This is a genomic window from Sphingobacterium sp. IITKGP-BTPF85 (assembly GCF_001006065.1).
Taxonomy (GTDB): Bacteria; Bacteroidota; Bacteroidia; order Sphingobacteriales; family Sphingobacteriaceae; genus Sphingobacterium; species Sphingobacterium anhuiense.
Window position 1 is genome coordinate 1 of sequence record NZ_ASZT02000106.1, and the last position, 18,236, is coordinate 18,236.

Genomic DNA, 18,236 nt, shown 5'->3' on the forward strand with positions numbered 1-18,236 from the left:
TATAAAGCCATTCTGCCAAGAATGCTTTATACGTTTTATACCTTACGGCTTCCCGTATTTTTTAATCAAGCCGATAATCACAAAATCCCATTTCAGTAACAGCTGTTATTGGAGCCAATGCTTTGAGTGCAATCCGGAGCGAGCTTTGTCTTGTTTGCTTCGCAGATCCCTTCGGGATTCTTCGGTGGGCGCTCCCGCAAATATGAAAACAAATTACAGGAGCTCTATAAGAGCGTAGTATATGCCATCACTATTAAGTAGTACATATATCCTAATTTTTGATTCTTTAGGTCCACGATCTATAGTAGCTGGAAGCCAGTTTACATTATTCGATCTTTACAACTCCCTACGTTGAGATTATCGATTATAACCACAGGTAAATACTTTTAAAGCGCCATTTTGGACTTGTGCAAAAATTTCAATATAGCTTTTCACAATTCGACCTCCTAGTATCCTTGGCTGCCATACAGGTCCAGACTGCTGTAGTGAACGAAGTATTTGGTTGCCTACTTTGTCATTACCCATTAACATTTGCATATTGTTTATATATCCTTTCTGATCAACTATACCTTTAAAAAGATAATGAGTTTCTTTATTTATATTTCTAATGCCAGGAATATCCTTATTTAAATTTTCTTCTAAGACAGCGTTACCCTTTTTGTAACTAGCATTGAATCCTTCATAAGGGATACTGGAAAGTTCACGTTGAACTTTTGTTCCTTTATGCAACCATTCTGTTAGCATGTATTTTAGACTATCTTTTGTCAGTATTGCAGTTATTGTGTAGTTTATAAGTTCATTTTTTTCATCATATTTTTCATCAATTATTTTTAAGTCATATATTGGATAATCTGGTATTTTTAAATTGGGATAGTCTCTTTTTAAAAGGAATAAATCACCTGGAAATTTTAAATAGAAGTAGGATTTTCTATTTTGTCCGGCTTTCTTATTTTCATATTTAAAAAAAAGTTCTATAGGTTCATTTTTGTCGTAGTTAATAATTAAACTATCTAAATCTTGATTTTTTTCAAAATAATCTGAGTGACAATTATTTAATCCGCTAATAGTCAGATCTTTTAGTCTGTGAGATTGAGCAATACAAAAGTTACCATTTAGAAATGTAATGGTAAGTAGTAAAAACAAAAATATTTTCATAAATTTTTGTTCTATATAGTATTTTCGGTTAGTCATATATTAAAAGTTATATTGTGTAATACACAATATTGTAGGAATAAAGATTTGTATCATCACCAGCTGGAATATAATTTTCTGTAAAAGCTGTGAATGATACGTTGTCTTGAATACTATCATTATCCGTTTTTTATGAGTGTAATTATCTGTACCATTTACTATTGCTGAATTTGCTATAAATCGATCCCCTGAAGATTTATATCTGTATCTATATTCCAATGATCAATTTTTGGTCAATGCATTTTAACTTAATTATTATTCAATAATTTCGCTAGTTTTTTTGGTGTACTAATACTCATTGTCCCGTCATCATTTTTTCTTTTATGAAACATTCATAGTTTCCATTAAAATACCAAAAGAAATCAAGAGTTATATTACCTGGGTCTTCATCAAAACATTGTTCAACTGTCGGATAGATTGTTACGATAACGTCTAAGATATCAGCTTCTGAAATGGGATATAGAAATGCAGTTCCTTTTGTTGGTAAAGCAATCAAAGTTCCAAATTGTCCAATAGTGAAGTCTAAATCTTGTTCAATTAATAATGTATATGAACTTGAAAAGTCGCCATTAAGTAATACAAAGACATCGTATTTATCTTCATATGTGTATTGTTTAATTTCTATTTCTTCTTTTCTTAAGTTATTTTTTGCAATTTCAAATAATTGGATCTCATCTACTTCCCAAAGATGTACTTTGCTTTTTTCTACATAATGAAATTGATCTTCAAAGTCAAAGACCAAAAATGTCAATAAATTGGGATAGCTTTTTTGATAAACGAAATCTTCATTGTTGGGTAAAATATCGTCTGCTTTCAGTAATATTTTAAGAAATTGCTTTGCATAATCAAAATCCTTGTAAAGGTAGGTGTATGCTTTTGATTGGTCTTTTAATTTACTGAAGTGCGTTTGTATTACAATATCTTGTTCCTCATTATTTACTTGTAGGTATTTCCTTAGAAGGTTGTCTAAATAGAAATGTGCTTCTAGGCTGTTTTCTTTTTCATACACAATGTCACCATTGTTAAAGCTTATAACTTTATAACCTAGATACTTAAGTGTTAACAGACATTTCTTCAGAAAGATTTCATAAGATTTTTCGTCTATAAGGTTTGAGTAATCTTCAGGAAGAATGGTTCTCTTTTTAAAAATATTAAACATTGTCTATTTTTGCGATCAGTTTTAAATTAATGCCAAGAACAATGTTGGTGAAACAGAACTTTATATTACCCTTGTCACTTACTCATGTATTGGTAAAACTAATATATAAAAAATGATCAATGTTCGTAAAAACTAATATAACACTCACATAACACAAAATTTATTTATGTTTCTTCTTGTCTTAAATCCCAACTCTTCAAATCTGATGATAAATGAATCAAATGCACGGATGAGGAATAGTTTTTTCGCAAGAATAGGCATTTTCGTAAACGTTTACAGTTTTATCGTCAGTCACTAAATCCTCAATCTTTCCATTTAAAGATCATTTCTTATATCGTGTTTGACTAAATATTTTAGTCTTGTAATTCAGCTGTTTATCAAAATGTGTAAATTTCACACTTATTTTAGCTAAATATGTTAGTATATTTGATCGAGTATTTATACCTTTAAAGTATAAACAACAGATGGGATAGAGATGATTTTTTAGGAAATGGAACGGAATATAGTGCATTGTGATCTTGACACATTTTTTGTGTCCGTAGAGCGTTTGCTCAACGTAGGGTTGGTGGGTAAACCAGTGCTTATCGGTGGGACTTCCGATCGGGGTGTGGTGGCATCATGCTCGTACGAAGCTCGGAAGTATGGCGTACACAGTGCCATGCCCATGCGGCTGGCCTTGCGTATGTGTCCCGAAGCCATCATTGTCAGGGGCGATCATGACCTGTACAGTCATTATTCCTCTATGGTCACCGAGATTATCGAAGAGGTGACACCTGTGGTTGAAAAAGCCAGTATCGATGAGCATTATCTCGACGTGACCGGTATGGACCGCTTCTTTGGTTGCTGGCAGTGGACGCAGGAATTGCGGCAGCGCATTATAAAAGAAACAGGATTACCCATCAGCTTTGGACTGTCCGTCAATAAAACCGTCAGCAAGATCGCTACGGGTCAGGCCAAACCGTCCGGTGAACTGTTTGTCAACAGTGGTACCGAAAAAGGATTTTTGGCACCACTTTCCATACGGAAAATTCCGATGGTAGGCGAGAAGTCCTACACCTTACTCCGCAATATGGGTATCAGCAAGATCGGCACTCTGCAGCAGATGGAAGCCTTCACCATGAAACATGTGATGGGGGAGAATGGAGTCACCATCTGGCGAAAAGCAAACGGTCTCGACGACTCCCTTGTACTGCCATTTCGGGAGCAGAAATCCATGAGCAAAGAAACAACCTTTCAGCAGGATACCATTGATATGGATCTGCTGCGCCGAACACTGATCGGTATGGTCGATACCCTTGCATTTGAGCTTCGCAAAGATCAGAAACTCACCAGTAGTATCACCCTCAAAATCCGTTACAGCAATTTCGATACCCATACCCAGCAGGTCAAAGTAGCCTTCACCAACTCGGATAAGCTTATTACCGAAAAAGTAATGGCACTATTTAAAAAGCTGTACAGCCGGCGCATGCTTATCCGCCTCATCGGAATCAAGTTTTCCAATCTCATCTATGGCGCCTATCAGACCGATCTGTTCAATGACAGCAGTGAAGAAGTCAATCTCTTGCAGGCCATGGACAAGATTCGCATGCGTTACGGTAGCCAGTACCTGATGAAAGGCATCTGCGCTCCAGAACCACCATCAAGGAAAGGAGGTGACCATGCTCCTTAATCTGCACAGCTATTACAGCTTACGCCATGGTACGCTCAGTCTCGACGAACTACTGGAAGGCATGCTCGCCAATGGCTACGATACTGCCGTGCTCACCGATATCAACAACAGTACCGGTTCCATAGACTTTATCCGAAAAGGCCAGCAGGCAGGTCTCAACATATTGGCCGGCATGGAATTCCGTCAGGACGACACCTGCTGTTTTATCGCCATTGCACAAAATGAACGGGGCTTTAGCGAGATCAATGCCTACCGTACACAGCTCAATTTCGAGAACGCAAAAATTCCATTGCAGGCTCCAGAGTTCAAGGAAGTATTTGTCATTTACCCGTTAGAGCGCATGGGCAGTTTTGCGCTGAAAGACTACGAATACATCGGTATCCGTCCGCTGGAGCGGAGCAAGGCCATCCTGATGGATAAGCAGTTGCTTTCCAAAGCCGTTATACTTGCCCCGGTGACATTCCGCACGGCAGAACATACCTTTCATCGTCAGCTCAGAGCTATTGATCACAATCTGCTCATCTCACAGCTCTCGGACGAACAAGTAGCACCTGTCGATGAAGTCTTTGTACCCAAAGCACGGCTGATGAAAATCTATGCCGATCTGCCACAGCTCTTGAACAACACCCATCGGCTGTTGGCACAATGCCGCTTTCAGATGGATTTCCAGAGCGTGAAGAACAAGGCCACTTTTACCGGAAATCGCTACAATGATAAACAGCTGCTCCTCAAATATACCGGAGACGGATTCGAACACCGCTATGCCAAGAACGACCCCGTAGCCCGGGAACGTATAGCACGCGAACTCGAGATCATCGAACAGCTCAATTTTTCCAGTTACTTTCTCATCACCGATGATATCTGCCGTTATGCCCGTCATCGCGATTACCATTACGTAGGTCGCGGTTCCGGAGCCAATTCCGCAGTTGCTTACTGTTTGGGTATTACTGATGTCGATCCCATTGCCCTCAAACTACCTTTCGAACGCTTCCTCAATCCCAAGCGTAAAAGTCCGCCCGACTTGATGTTGACTTTAGTTGGCGGGACCGAGACGATATGTACGACTATATTTTCAATCGCTACCAGCACGGCTATACCGCGCTAATGGGAGCCATGAGCACCTTTCGGTCGCGGAGCATCCTGCGTGAGCTCGGCAAAGTCTATGGTCTTCCCAAATCCGAAATTGACCGTCTGGTACATGAGCCCGAGCATATGCTCAATAAAAATGAAGTGACCAATACCATCTTGAGCGTCTACAACCGTATGGCCGATTTTCCCAATCAGCGAACCATCCACGCCTCCGGAGTGCTTATTTCGGAACAGCCATTGGTCAGCTATTGCGCGCTCGATTATCCGCCGAAAGGACTGCCGACCATGCAGTTTGATATGTATGTCGCCGAAGAAATCGGATTTGAAAAATTCGATATCCTTTCCCAGCGTGGTATCGGGCATATTAAAGACTGCCGGGAGATCGTACATGCCAATCAGGGCATCACGATTGATACCCGTCAGCCAAAACGCTTTTTCGAAGATCCGCATATCGCCCAGCAGCTTCGCTCTGCCAATACCATCGGCTGTTTTTACATCGAGAGCCCGGCCATGCGGCAGCTGCTTACCAAACTGCATTGTGACGATTACCTTACGCTTGTTGCCGCATCCTCGATCATCCGGCCAGGCGTATCGAGCAGCGAGATGATGGCCGCCTTTATCCAGCGGCACCATGACCCCAGTCAGGTGGTATACCCGCATCCCGTATTCAAAGAGCAGCTGGAAGAAACCTATGGTGTCATGGTTTACCAGGAAGACGTGATGAAGATCGCCAATGCCTACGGTGGGCTGGATATGGCCGACGCCGATGTCCTCCGTCGCATGATGTCCGGTAAATATCGAAGTAAAGATCATCTTATTGAGATCGAGGGGAAGTATTTTGACAACTGCAGAGCGAAGGGTTATGACGAAAAAGTGAGCCGGGAGATCTGGCGTCAGATGGAGAGTTTCGCAGGATACTCGTTCAACAAAGCCCATTCTGCCTCCTTTGCTGTCGAGAGTTATCAGAGTCTCTACCTCAAGACCTATTTTCCACTCGAATTTATGGTCAGTGTGCTCAACAATTATGGCGGTTTCTATAACCGCAAAGTCTATGTCAACGAAGCCCGTGTCGCGGGTGCTACCATCTGTCTGCCCTGTATCAACCGGTCGGAGTATCAGACTAGCATTCATGGGAGCGATATCTATCTCGGTTTTGACTGCATGCAGCACATAGAATCCAAACAAGTTGAACGATTGATAGAAGAACGCACACGGAATGGGTTGTATCAGAATCTCGAGCAGTTTATCAAGCGAACAGGCACAGGACTCGAGCAGTTGATCATTCTTATCCGTATCGGTGCATTCCGCAGTTTCGCTAGCAGCAAGAAAGAACTCCTTTGGGAAGCACATCTTTTGCTGAACAAGCATACAAAAGCAAGCCCCTCTGCCGAACTGTTTGAATCCAATAGCCGTAAACCCGTTTTGCCACCTTTGGATAGCCATATCCTGGAGGACTATTATGATGAGATGGAACTTATTGGTTTTTGTGTCAGCGGTACCCTGTTTGATCTTGCCCGGAGTGATTTTCGAGGCGATGTGCAGAGTCGTGACTGATGGATCATGTCGGTCGGACCGTTCGTATGGTAGGCGATTTTGTGGCCGAAAAGTTTGTGAAGACAAAGCGTGGTGAACTGATGAAATTCGGGACCTTCCTGGATATCGAAGGCAAGTTTTTCGACACCGTGCATTTTCCGCCCACGTTGGCACAATATCCTTTAAGAGGAGCCGGCATTTACCTCATCGAAGGGAAGGTCGTGCAGGAGTTTGGCTGTCCGTCACTGGAAGTGATCCGCTGTGCAAGATGCCCCTTAAGCCAGACCCGCGGAGTATATAGCAGTTCAAACTATAAAACATATGGGAATGAGCAGCATATAATACTGGTGTCTTATTCGAAGTTTGTTGGTAGATACGAAAGAGATATACAATTAAAATAAATTGCACCAGGGATAACCCTTTATTTTATCTCCATACGATTGTGATGGACAAATAAAAATTATAATTTTTCAAGGTGTATCTTTAATAAATCAAGTATAGTTTGTAAATCAATCTGTCCACTGTAGTAAAGTGCATTGCTTTTAATATACAGTTGATTGAGATGTTCTTTTACTTTACTATCTTCTAATAAAAAAGCTTCATTTTGTGCAATTGGAATAGCAAAATCCAAATTAGGGAATCTACGCTTTTTATGAGCTAAATATTCGGGAGTTCCAATGAAATCTATTACTACTTGTTGATTAAGAAGTTGATAAACATCATAATATTGACGCATAAAATTCACTTGGTTGTCTCCTGAACTTTGCATATTCCTAAATTTTGTCGCTATTGTTTGCAGTTTTTCTACAAAAGTATAACACATATCATAACATGCAACTTGTAGCGCTCTATTATCTGTTAAATCAATCGATGCTTGTACCGCTTTCTCAAATGCCCATGATGATATATCTATAGGACTATTTGGGGCTACATTATCAAATCCTACTTCTAACAGAATACCCTGTTTTAATCCTGGCAATTCGTTAAAAAAGGAATTGTAAATTAACCTAATTCCTCCACTTCGGTAATATTGAGTATCATCAAAAACAGTATCCCTTTCAACGCCTATTATTCCATCTATTTTTATTTGATCGGCTAAGCTTTCATAGAAAGCTAATCTTTTTGCAACATTTTTTGGATTGGTATTTTTCGGATTTTCATTTATTCCCAAAGCAGCAGCGGGGTGGATATGTATGTCAATATCTTCTGAAAATCTATCAATTATTTTATAAGCTTTAGATAGGGAAGTACCGCCTTTTAATTCAAATTGAAAGCCTAGTATTTGAAGACCATATAAGCAGTGCATAATCCAATAATCCTTTTCGATCAGTATCGGATCAATTGCTCGTATTTCAGATTCTGCCAGGATAAGATCTTTGAAGTTCTTGTGCTGATGTAGATACATAGTTCTATACTAGTTCATTTATTATTTTTTTAGCTTTTATAGAGCCATATCTAGCTGCATTCTTTTTAAGAAGCTCTTTATTAAATTGCTGTACCCTTGACTTTAGATTATGTAATAGGGTTTGCTCGTCTTCTTCCAAGCTTTTTAAATTGTTTAATAAATCAATAACTAAGTATTCGGATGAAAGCTGTTTTGGAAATTTGGACTTACGTCTAAACTGATAAACTTTATTTCCAAGTTTGACATCTTCATGCTTTTTATGATTATATATACTTTTACTATTATACAATTGTGTTGTTCCCAATCCTATTGAATTGTAATAATTGGGAGATGTTATTAAAAAATCATCACCTTTCAGATATTTCTTTATGACATCTTTCTCTTCGGGAACCGAATCTCCAAAAACTGTTTTTTTAGGAGCATAGTATAAGCCTTGAGCTAGTTTTTTAAGACTACCTTCTTGCACTAGGATAGCTAGATCACGATCTATTGATTTTGATGATTTTGCCAAATCCTCTCTACGATAGACTTGTCCTTTTCGTATTGATTTTTTTAAATTATCCAACTTATACATGAATCAAATGTATGAAATAAAATTCAAATTTCATGCAAAAATATTTATATTTTCATTTTTAAAATGTTTTTAAGTTGTTGTTTTCAAGTGTTCTATATTGTGGGTGATCCGCTGTGCCAAGATGCCCCTTAAGCCAGATCCACGGAGTATATAGCGGTAAATGCCGTGAAATTTCTATTGATATTCCTTATATTCGTATCAACAACACGATACCGTTATGCTATACATTCCATTTGAACAACTCACCCGTGGTACCTTTCAGGAATTTCTGAAACAGGGCTATCGTCAGTGTTTGTATTAATTAAACTTCACAGATAACTTTGTTATAATCAATTCCAAGAAATGGGAATATGATAGTTTTGTAAGCAATTCTTCAAACTTTATGAGGTCAGAATTAAACTGTTGATGCACAGATTTTTGATATGTATCGTTTTCAAAATTAATGTTTTGTAATTGGTCAGACACTGTCTGACTAATTAGATAACCTTTGTAGCAGATACGCTCCATTGGGATCTTTTTCAAAGTATTGTTGCCAGAAAGACTACATTGTTGCTCCAGTTCTAAAATCTTATTTAAACCTTATAAATTCAAAACCAGATACAATTGAGTCATCCATAAATGATATTAATCAAAAGTTTATATTGAAAAATCTGTACGCAGACTAAACCGTCATTTTCTTATATTCGTATCAAGAACGCAATACCGCTATGCTTTACAATCCATTCGAACAACTCACTCGTGCTACTTTTCAGGAATTTTTGGAACAGGGCTACCGTGATTTTGTACTGCAGCGGTTTGAGTGGCCCGATGTTACCAAAGGGACAGGTTTTCTCCTTTCGCCATATTGGTCAGCCGAAGAAGCTCATGCCCATGCTGCAGAACTGGGACCAAGGAAGGGAAAGCCATACAGATACCGGCAGATGCCCATAGCATACAGCAGTTATTGGACACCAATTCCGGTTATCGCATCTTCAACAATCGCTTTCGCGAAGAAAAGTGGGACAAGCGCATGTTACGCATGTACGAAAGCAAGATTGTCGGTTACCTCCGTAACCAGACTACCTTCAAGAGGAAAGATCCGATCGATATCCTCTTTACCCTTGAGCATGGCCGCGTATGGGCGATCATTACCGATGGTAAGACACAAAAAAAGTCAGGGCTATTGAACTCATCAGTTAATAGCCGCAGACAAAACAAATGAATACATCACCGTGTTTAACAAGAAACATACTATCAATATAAACAACTATGTGCTGGGACATATCACTTCATACCGATCTTGAAATAGTCAAGAAAGCATTCCCTAAGTTACGGGACGAACGCAAACAGCTCGAATACGACTACCGCTATTTTGAAAACGTGCAGGCCATCACCTTTCCCGCATATCCCATTATCTACAAAGACAAAGAAGGCGAGGAGCTGGGCTTGCTTGAAATGGAGTGGGGCGTATTGCCCACCTATATCAAAGACCAGAAAGAACAGGAAGACCGCCGCCGCAATATGATCAATGTGCGGAGCGAGCGAATCCTTGCAGATAGCAAGTCGTATTGGCATAGACTCATAAATCAACGTTGTCTTATCCCCGTATCTGGAACCTTTGAGCACCGCAAAGTGCACGGATGGAAAAAGAAAGTACCTTATTTCATTGGAGAGAAAGGAAGAGAGATCTTCTATATCCCAGGTTTGTACCAATGGCACGAGATTGTTGACCAGGAAGGAGAGATCCATAAAATAGGAAGCTTTGGTATGCTTACCCGTGAAGCCAATACCGTTATGGGCCAGATCCATAACGATGGACCGAACAAAAGACGTATGCCTTTATTTTTAACACCTGAGCTCGAACAGCAATGGCTCCATGCCCAAGATGAAGAAAGCCTGATGCCCGTTTTCAATTATGAGATGCCCGATAAGGCATTAGAATACTATCCAGTCTATACCTTGAGAGGATATCCCAACAGGCCAGATGGAAAACATCGGTACGAGCCCTATCAATGGTCAGATCTGCCACCTTTAGGACAGGATGGACCCATGCAGCAAAGTTTGTTTTAGTCATATGTGTAAGATCTTATGAAGTTTGTCCCCCTGAGCAGAATTATACTATTAGAATTAAAGCGTAACGGTTATAACATTTTAACATCTAAAAATACAGTTGACGACGAAAACCCAACATGGTATCCGTTAACTGTACCTGATGTTGATGATTATTTGTTACACTTAGATTGTAGTGGAAGCATTGTTCCTATGGAAGAGCAAGCACTATTAATTATCGAAGATGCACTTAACAATATAGATGGGGGGCAGCTTTTAGGAGAAGTATTTATAGAAATAGATCATTTAGAAGAATTGGAGTATAAAATCCAGTTTTACGGCAAGCACTATAAGTTTATCTCCAATCCAGAATATTATGTTTTTTCATTCGATCCAAAGCGGGTCTTAATACGTAATTATGCCTTGCGCACTGGCAATCATCTTATGTATCTAGCTTATATCGGCGTAAATTATCCCACTCATATCATCGATGAGATGCGAGATCTTGAAGATCTAACCCTTTCCCTGATCTGCCTAGATCAAGAACAGGCAAGAGAATGGTTTAACAAACATGATGTTACTATGGTACAATCCGATATCTCAATATATGATAAGGATGCTATTTTAACCATTTTTTTACTTAGAACGGATCAACAAATAACGATTCCTTTAGAAGAAAAGGATGAGCTGGTTTATAATTTGATGGATACAGAAGACTTACTACAACTCCGTGATCTATTCTGGATTGATCCAAGGATGGCATAAGTTTTAATGAGAGAATTTAATAAAATGAATTGCGCCTATATATACCAGCTCCGGATTTCTTAAAGTTCAATGTGGTAGAATCTTGAAATTTATATAAAATGAAATTCTGTACTTATATATAGATATTCTGTAGAATGAAACTTCCGATGGTTATTTACTAAACGTCAATAGTAGAAATGGTTGTTAAACTTTAAAGATCTTACAGCTTCTTTTTGTTATGAGGAAAGGGAGGGAACCGAACCAATTGGCCCCCAACCATTTAAACACACTTTTTTGAGTACTTTTTTATTAGTGCCATGAATATGGATTTTTATCTTGAATCAAAATGTTCGTAATTGAAAAAATTTTCGACATACAAAATGATTTTATAGGACTTAATATTATAGATAGTGAATAAATTGTATTGTTCGGATGATAACTTATTTACGGTGAATATTACTGATGATTGCATTAATTACATCAAAGAACTGTCCTTTAATTCTCAAAATGAAACTGGAGGTATATTAATTGGTAATTATCAAAATGACTATCCTGTGGCATATATATCACTAATCACTGGACCTCCAAAAGATTCTAAAAAAGCACGGTTTACTTTTACCCGCGGTGTTTCCGGATTGAGTAAAATTCTTGATGAGAATTGGGGTGTTGGAAAATACTATTTGGGTGAATGGCATTTTCACCCGGGTACTTCTCCTGAACCAAGTCGGCAAGATGTAAATCAAATTCACCAAATTTCTCAAACAGGAAAATATGAATGCCCAGAACCAATTTTATTAATTATTGGGGGGACAAAATAGAAATTCGCAATTTCTATTTTCATATCAGTTAATGGAAAAAAACTGGTGAAACTATATGAATTTGACGAATAGCATATGCCGTTTATGCAAACTTAGGTGGTTTTAACCATTTTTTCGAAACCAGGAGGGATTTGAACTTAGGCTAGAATATTGCGTTAAATCTTTTAAATTAACACTTCAGTAAAATTGCCATTAATTTAGAATTTTTGTGGCAATTATAGTGTATATCCATTGCTAGCCACAGTTGTTTCTTTTGATTCATAATATTCTTTCCAGGTTTTTATCCTTCCAACAAACATTTTCAAATAGTTTTCTGTCAAAAAAATATTTGACCAATCAAATCTTTGTGCTTGAACGCCGAGATAAAAAGCAAAAATAGATGCCCCAGCATCTGGAATTAGTTTAATTTCTTTTTCCGCAATCTCTCTTACCTTTTGGTAGCCATTAAGAAAACTTTCAACTTTTGATTCATAGATTTCTTTATTTATCTCTATGTGAAATAGTTGGATAAAGAAATAACCAATGTCCAAAATCAAAAAGCCATTACCGCAATTGTCAAAGTCAAAAATGGTTATTTCTTCTTTATTATTGACAGTTACATTATCATACCAAATATCGAGATGAACTATTCCTTTTTGAAATTCAGATTGTTCAATTTCTTTAAATGTATTGGAGATTTCCAGTCCTATTTTTTTAAGATATTTCATCTCGCTCAAATCCTCAGCGAAATAGTGATTTAATAATTCGTATGATTTATTTAAAAGTAATTCTGAATTATAGTTAACTCTATTTATGTTTTTATTTGAAGTAATGTTGTGAAACCTTGCCATTAGACATCCCATTTCAAAACAAGTTTCATTATCCATAAATCTCATTTTTTCTCCTTTAGCATATGAGAATAGTACAATGTAGCGTTGCCCTTCAGGTGCATTAATTTCTTGTATCAAATTATTGTCTTTATCTGGAATAGGGAATGAAACAGAAACACTATTATCTTTCAACAGTTGAAGAAGCCACAATTCTTCTTGAATTTCAGTTTTGGTTCTCCAACCATGACAATAGACTCTTATTACATACTTATTTTTTTTGTCAGAAATAAAATAGGTATGATTTACACCTGTTCGGAATAATGTACACTGAAATCCTTCACTAAGATCGTATCTATCTTTAACAAATTCACCTAAGTTCTTCTCTGATAAGGTTGACGCTATAACTGGAAAAATGGACATTATATTTTGGGCGTATTTAATTATTTGTAATTATTTATTTAATTTTTAGCCCCGCCAATATACGTAAATAAGAAAGTTATGACAATAAATATTACTAAATTTTAGTGCTTAATATCTAAGTAAATTATAAATGGTCGGGGGGAGGAGGGATTCGAACCACCTCGATTTCCTGCGTTTTTTTATAATATTTCGTATCTTTTTGAAATATTGCCACGAAAGAGGATTTTCAATTTTTTATTGAATTCCACTAATTCGTATACTTTCTAATTTTTAGAATTTATCTTGTATCAAAGAGCAACCATCCGAAATGATTTATAGCAAATTTATAAATAATTCTCATTATTAGTTCTTATATCTCTACAATTGTTCAATCGGGTTCGTTTTTAATAGTTGAGGAAATTTGTGCAATAATCAGTGAATACTTAAATATGCTATTATTAAAATAGTTGGTTTGTATTTCTGATTAGATTCATCAATTTTCCCTTTTTATATCTATCCAGCGCTGTTTAATCTGTTTTTCTGTCATTGGATTATTCTTTCGATACGATTTTATTGAAATTGTCTTGGTTTGACCTAATTTAAAAATATCTTTCTCAAAAACCAATATTTCTTTACATAACATTATCTTCTAGCAAATATTTTAAAAATTGTGCACTAGTAAATGCTGCTAATTTTTTGTATTTATCTTCCTTAATTGTTGTGTTGTCCATAACCGATTTGATTACCAACCATTTTGTTTTTCCGCTATTCGCAAATTTACAAGCCCTAGCTACGGCATAACTCTCCATTTCTACTCCTACAACCTTTCTATTTATTGCTTTTATATTTTCTTCGAAATATCCCTCTTTATCAATTACCATAGTACTACAGGCAAGAGCGTTTATTTCTATCTTTATTTTGCTATGCGAAATTGGAAAATCTTCTAATACATTGTTTATTTTTTCAAGAATTTTCTTTTTATTTGATCGAATATCATCCAAAATTTCAGGGTCTAAAGTTGGCATATCATCATGTTCAATTGTAAACTTTTCTAAAGATAATCTTACTTGATCGTTATTTTGGTCATACAAATGGTCTAAATCAACCGGATTTTTGAGCGTATCATAGAGTTGTACCTCTTCTTTTTCTTTTGTCCTTAAATCTGATATTTTGCCCTTTTGGAATGTGAAGATTTTATCTGCAACTATTATTGAACCAAAAGGTAGATCAGGAATCCCTCCACATACTCCTGTCATAAAAATAATTTTTGGTTTAAAAAGCTCAAGCATTTGAGTAGCAAAAATTGAGGCGTCCACCATTCCTGTCGAAGTACATGAAGTTGCGACGATCCTTTTACCTGGTTGGCCTTTAACTGCCAAAATATCATAACTTTTAGTACCGGTTTTAATTTTTTCAATATGGTCAAATGCTTTTAATACTTCTTCATACTCATCATCCCATAATGCAACTAGTATTGCATAGTCTACAACTGGAAACTCTTCTTTTTTTATACTTTGTTTTATTATATTACATTGAATTCCTTTTATCATATTTATTGTCTGTCTTTGAAATCTTTTGTCAACATCTATATGGATACTGTCATATGTAAAAACGTCTAGGGATTCATTACCCGTAGAATATATTTTGCTTTTAGGAGTTGAAGAAACTAAAAAGTATGATAGATCAGGATAGTATTGTAAAATTTTTGAAACTTTAAACGAGTCCCAACCTTTATTTTCAGTTGAATGATCTAAGTGAATAAAAAACAGGAATTTCTGATCTTCTGCATAATCGCCACTCATTACTGAATTCATTTTATCCAAACTGTCAATTAGAATTACATCCTTATATAGCTGTATCCCAATTTTCTGCTGAGTTGTAGGGTCATTGAAGTTTATTGCATTATCCCAAAACAATAAAATTGTTTCTTCTAAAATTTGAAAATCTTTTTGTGTCATTATTATATCTTTGAAATTTTAATTTTTTGTATATAGAAGTCTTCATTATTTTCATGGGTATACTTAAATTCATTTATAAAGGAATTTAAAGAATTAAGCTTAATGATACCTTGACCTCCACCTTTAAGCTTTCCTTTTTTATGTGGTTTTTTATTTCGAAGACCGCAAAATTCTCATCGTATTCCCAATTAATTTCTATTGGATAGTTTTCATCGGAATGCCTAAAATTTGAAAGCAGCTCCTTAAGTATTATTCCATTGAAATATAATAATGGAATATTTAATTTTATTGGCTGGGGAGGAGATATAACCTTTATATTATGATTTGGATAACTATTTCGAAGTGTCTCAAGAAAAACTGAAAATTCTCTTGGAGCATCTTGAACCGAGATGTTTTCAAACAATTTATATGTCTCAGAATTTTCAAGGATAAACCTTTCGAAAATTTCATTTAATAGTAAAAGAACTTCATCTCCATTTGTTAGTTCTTCACTGTGAATAGATTTATCTATTATGCCAAACATCTTTTCTAATGAGCGTTTTTCATTTGGACCATCATTTACAAAATCATGAAAGGTAAAGAATTGAACATTAGTTTTATAAAATCCCAAAAGATTTGAAATGAATATTGAAATATTTTCCCAATGCTTTCTAATTGTATTAAATGGCTCTTCAACTGATTCATTATTGGATTTTAGTTTAGTGTAAACCCATATTTGACTAGAGATTAAAATCTTGTCATTTATTATAAATACATTATGGTGTTTATCATCACCGATTTTACTATACTGACGTTTTATATATGCCAAATGTTCGTCAAAATCCAGTTCGCTATTTGGGAGTGACTCAAAGAAAATTGAATAACGTTTTATCTGTTTTTTGATCTCCAAATCTAGTTGAGGGCTTTCTTTTAGAATTTCTACCAGTAGTTTGATCTTTCCAGCATATGGTTTATTCTGAACTTCATTTTGTGATATAGGAATAAACTTTAAAATTCGATAAAACAGATAATCCAAATCGCTGCTATGTGAAGCGAAATTTTTAATTAATTCTATTATTTTGTCATTTGATAATTGGTCAAGTAAACTACCACCATTATGAACTATAAAAAATAAATGAATTATGTTTTTATTGGTCCATTTATAAAATAGATCATTTTTCAACAGCTTAGGCCTTTTACGTTTTTCTGGATTACCAAATAATATGGTTTGTATGAATACTTCAATTTTTTCAGCTAAATCAGGAAGTATATTTTTTACTTTCTGAAACAAATTCGGTTCATGTAAAAAGACTGCACATATTGCTTCTATCATTTGGTAACGATCTTCTGACTTTTCTTCACCTTCGTAAATTTTCATAAATTTATCGAAGTATATAAAATATTCCTTATAATACCTATATGACGTGATTTTTCCAATTTCTTCTTTTACCAGGATCAATTCTTTAATAATACTTTTGCCATCTTTTCGTTTTAATAAATATTTATTGCTTTCATCTTCTATGGTCTTAAGTTTTAACTCCTCTAATATATTGTTTGCTGTTCGCTGAATTTTATCAGGCAAATTTGCTATACTAATTAGTGTTTCTAACCATTGCTTCTCTCTTATAATTGGACTTTCTTCAATGTAGTAAGTTGGGATATGCCACTGTACTCCAAAATACACACTCACTGGAATAATACCATTATTTCCAGTCATTGTATTTAGCCTACTAAAGAAATCCTTTTTATGGTCATTTAGTCTCCCAATAATAGATACTACGACAATTTCTGAAACGTCTAAAGTGGTAATTTCATCTATCATTTGCATTAACGAATCCCCTGAGCAAGATCCATCATCTATAATTAATGCTTTTTGCTTTGAGCAATAGAAAACATATATTTTGGAGGATGTGGAAATCTCCAACCTTCATTTGTTTGAAACCTTTCTAATTCAAAAATCGAAATTGAATGATTTTTAAAAACTTCTGATTTCAGAATATCAAAATCAAGTTTATGAATTGCAGATCCTTTAGGATAAAAAATTATTTCAGGTTCGTGGTTCCAATTTTTATTTAAGTTTGAGAAGATTTCAAATATTAAAGCTTTTGCTATTTTTGTGTCCTGGAGAATACCATCCATGTCGAAAAAATATGGATGTATTAGATTGTTGAATTTATAATATCCTGCCTTTACATGTTTTTCATCGATTAAACTAATAAATTTATCATTATCGATTAGAACTCTATTATTTATAGGACTGTCATAGACACTTTCCTCAATCGGGGTATTTGTAAAAGGATTTATTCTAATTACTCCTAAAGTTCCATTAGATAATTCATGCTTTATGGCTTTTCTCCTGTATTTTATCATTTTCCTTTTTAATACAGAAAAAATTTTATCTCTATGTTCTTCAATTTGTTGGTTGGGTTCAAAGTTTTCATCATATGCATCAACCAAAACGGATATGAATTTTAATTTTGCACCTAATTGGTTGAGTCGTGTTGATATTAAATTTGTAATGTATCCTGTTGATAATACATCACAAACGAGAATTACATTATCACCTTTTTTTATTTTATCTGAAAAAGTAAGATCTAATATTGAAATATGATCCAATGAAATTATTTCTGGCTTTTCTTCTAAGGTAAAATCAAAATTATTTGCAATTTGTTGGCTACTTGCAGTTGCGCAGATAATTTTGTAACTATCATTAATTATTACATATCTTCTCACTTGCGTCCTAAACGTTTAAAAAGTGGGGGGTGTTTGGATATAGCAAAGTTGCTATATTTAAATTGCAAAATTATAACACACCACCATGATAAATTTAAATGTTTTTAGTCAGATTTTATCTCTTATCGACCGCGAATTATTTAAATCG

The 18,236-nt window shown here is 35.6% G+C and carries 14 protein-coding genes and 1 pseudogene; 7 read left to right on the plus strand and 8 right to left on the minus strand.

The genetic code is table 11. The features are described from left to right. Window positions 1-357 precede the first annotated feature (357 nt). On the minus strand, window positions 358-1,155 hold the full coding sequence (locus L950_RS17890; RefSeq protein ID WP_197086525.1) for a hypothetical protein: 798 nt from the start codon (window positions 1,153-1,155) through the stop codon (window positions 358-360). A 331-nt stretch (window positions 1,156-1,486) separates the two neighbouring features. Further along, entirely contained in the window at window positions 1,487-2,350 is an 864-nt protein-coding gene (locus L950_RS17895; RefSeq protein WP_021190528.1) for a hypothetical protein, read from the minus strand. A gap of 490 nt (window positions 2,351-2,840) precedes the next feature. On the opposite strand from L950_RS17895, the gene dinB reads away from it, so the two are divergent. The 3 genes and pseudogenes from dinB (at window position 2,841) to L950_RS33815 (ending at window position 7,042) form a co-directional block, all read left to right on the plus strand. Next, a complete protein-coding gene (dinB, locus tag L950_RS17900) occupies window positions 2,841-4,019 on the plus strand; it encodes a DNA polymerase IV (RefSeq protein ID WP_037526430.1) in 1,179 nt (392 codons plus the stop codon). 52 nt (window positions 4,020-4,071) lie between these two features. Further along, a pseudogene (locus L950_RS37430) lies at window positions 4,072-6,659 on the plus strand (hypothetical protein); the annotation flags it as partial. Between the two features lie 2 nt (window positions 6,660-6,661). Beyond that, window positions 6,662-7,042 (plus strand): hypothetical protein, encoded by a 381-nt coding sequence (locus tag L950_RS33815; RefSeq protein WP_231577397.1) that lies wholly within the window; start codon window positions 6,662-6,664, stop codon window positions 7,040-7,042. Window positions 7,043-7,101: 59 nt separating this feature from the next. On the opposite strand, the gene L950_RS17910 is transcribed toward L950_RS33815, so the two are convergent. Together L950_RS17910 and L950_RS17915 are read right to left on the minus strand one after the other, a co-directional pair. Further along, entirely contained in the window at window positions 7,102-7,947 is an 846-nt protein-coding gene (locus L950_RS17910; RefSeq protein WP_231577398.1) for a nucleotidyl transferase AbiEii/AbiGii toxin family protein, read from the minus strand. Between the two features lie 103 nt (window positions 7,948-8,050). Beyond that, the gene (locus L950_RS17915; RefSeq protein WP_231577399.1) at window positions 8,051-8,611 is read right to left on the minus strand and encodes a DUF6088 family protein; all 561 of its coding nucleotides are present in this window, start codon (window positions 8,609-8,611) and stop codon (window positions 8,051-8,053) included. 716 nt (window positions 8,612-9,327) lie between these two features. Between L950_RS17915 and L950_RS17925 the strand changes: the two genes are divergently transcribed. The 4 genes from L950_RS17925 to L950_RS17940 all read left to right on the plus strand — a co-directional run bounded on the left by L950_RS17925 (window position 9,328) and on the right by L950_RS17940 (window position 12,210). Further along, a complete protein-coding gene (locus L950_RS17925) occupies window positions 9,328-9,786 on the plus strand; it encodes a hypothetical protein (protein ID WP_021190532.1) in 459 nt (152 codons plus the stop codon). A gap of 82 nt (window positions 9,787-9,868) precedes the next feature. Continuing rightward, a complete protein-coding gene (locus tag L950_RS17930) occupies window positions 9,869-10,669 on the plus strand; it encodes an SOS response-associated peptidase (RefSeq protein ID WP_021190533.1) in 801 nt (266 codons plus the stop codon). Window positions 10,670-10,687: 18 nt separating this feature from the next. Continuing rightward, window positions 10,688-11,413: a hypothetical protein gene (locus tag L950_RS17935; RefSeq protein WP_021190534.1), complete on the plus strand. Its 726-nt coding sequence runs from the start codon at window positions 10,688-10,690 to the stop codon at window positions 11,411-11,413. 389 nt (window positions 11,414-11,802) lie between these two features. Further along, complete coding sequence (locus tag L950_RS17940) at window positions 11,803-12,210, plus strand: Mov34/MPN/PAD-1 family protein (RefSeq protein ID WP_021190535.1); 408 nt, start codon at window positions 11,803-11,805, stop codon at window positions 12,208-12,210. 215 nt (window positions 12,211-12,425) lie between these two features. Here L950_RS17940 and L950_RS17945 read toward each other — a convergent pair whose 3' ends face one another. From L950_RS17945 to L950_RS17960, 4 genes are all read right to left on the minus strand, one after another. Continuing rightward, entirely contained in the window at window positions 12,426-13,439 is a 1,014-nt protein-coding gene (locus L950_RS17945) for a phosphotransferase (RefSeq protein ID WP_021190536.1), read from the minus strand. A gap of 611 nt (window positions 13,440-14,050) precedes the next feature. Beyond that, on the minus strand, window positions 14,051-15,376 hold the full coding sequence (locus L950_RS17950; RefSeq protein WP_021190538.1) for a hypothetical protein: 1,326 nt from the start codon (window positions 15,374-15,376) through the stop codon (window positions 14,051-14,053). 85 nt (window positions 15,377-15,461) lie between these two features. Beyond that, window positions 15,462-17,177, minus strand: coding sequence for a hypothetical protein (locus tag L950_RS17955; protein ID WP_156169746.1), 1,716 nt, complete (start codon window positions 17,175-17,177; stop codon window positions 15,462-15,464). Window positions 17,178-17,218: 41 nt separating this feature from the next. Beyond that, on the minus strand, window positions 17,219-18,088 hold the full coding sequence (locus L950_RS17960) for a hypothetical protein (RefSeq protein WP_021190540.1): 870 nt from the start codon (window positions 18,086-18,088) through the stop codon (window positions 17,219-17,221). Window positions 18,089-18,236 lie beyond the last annotated feature (148 nt).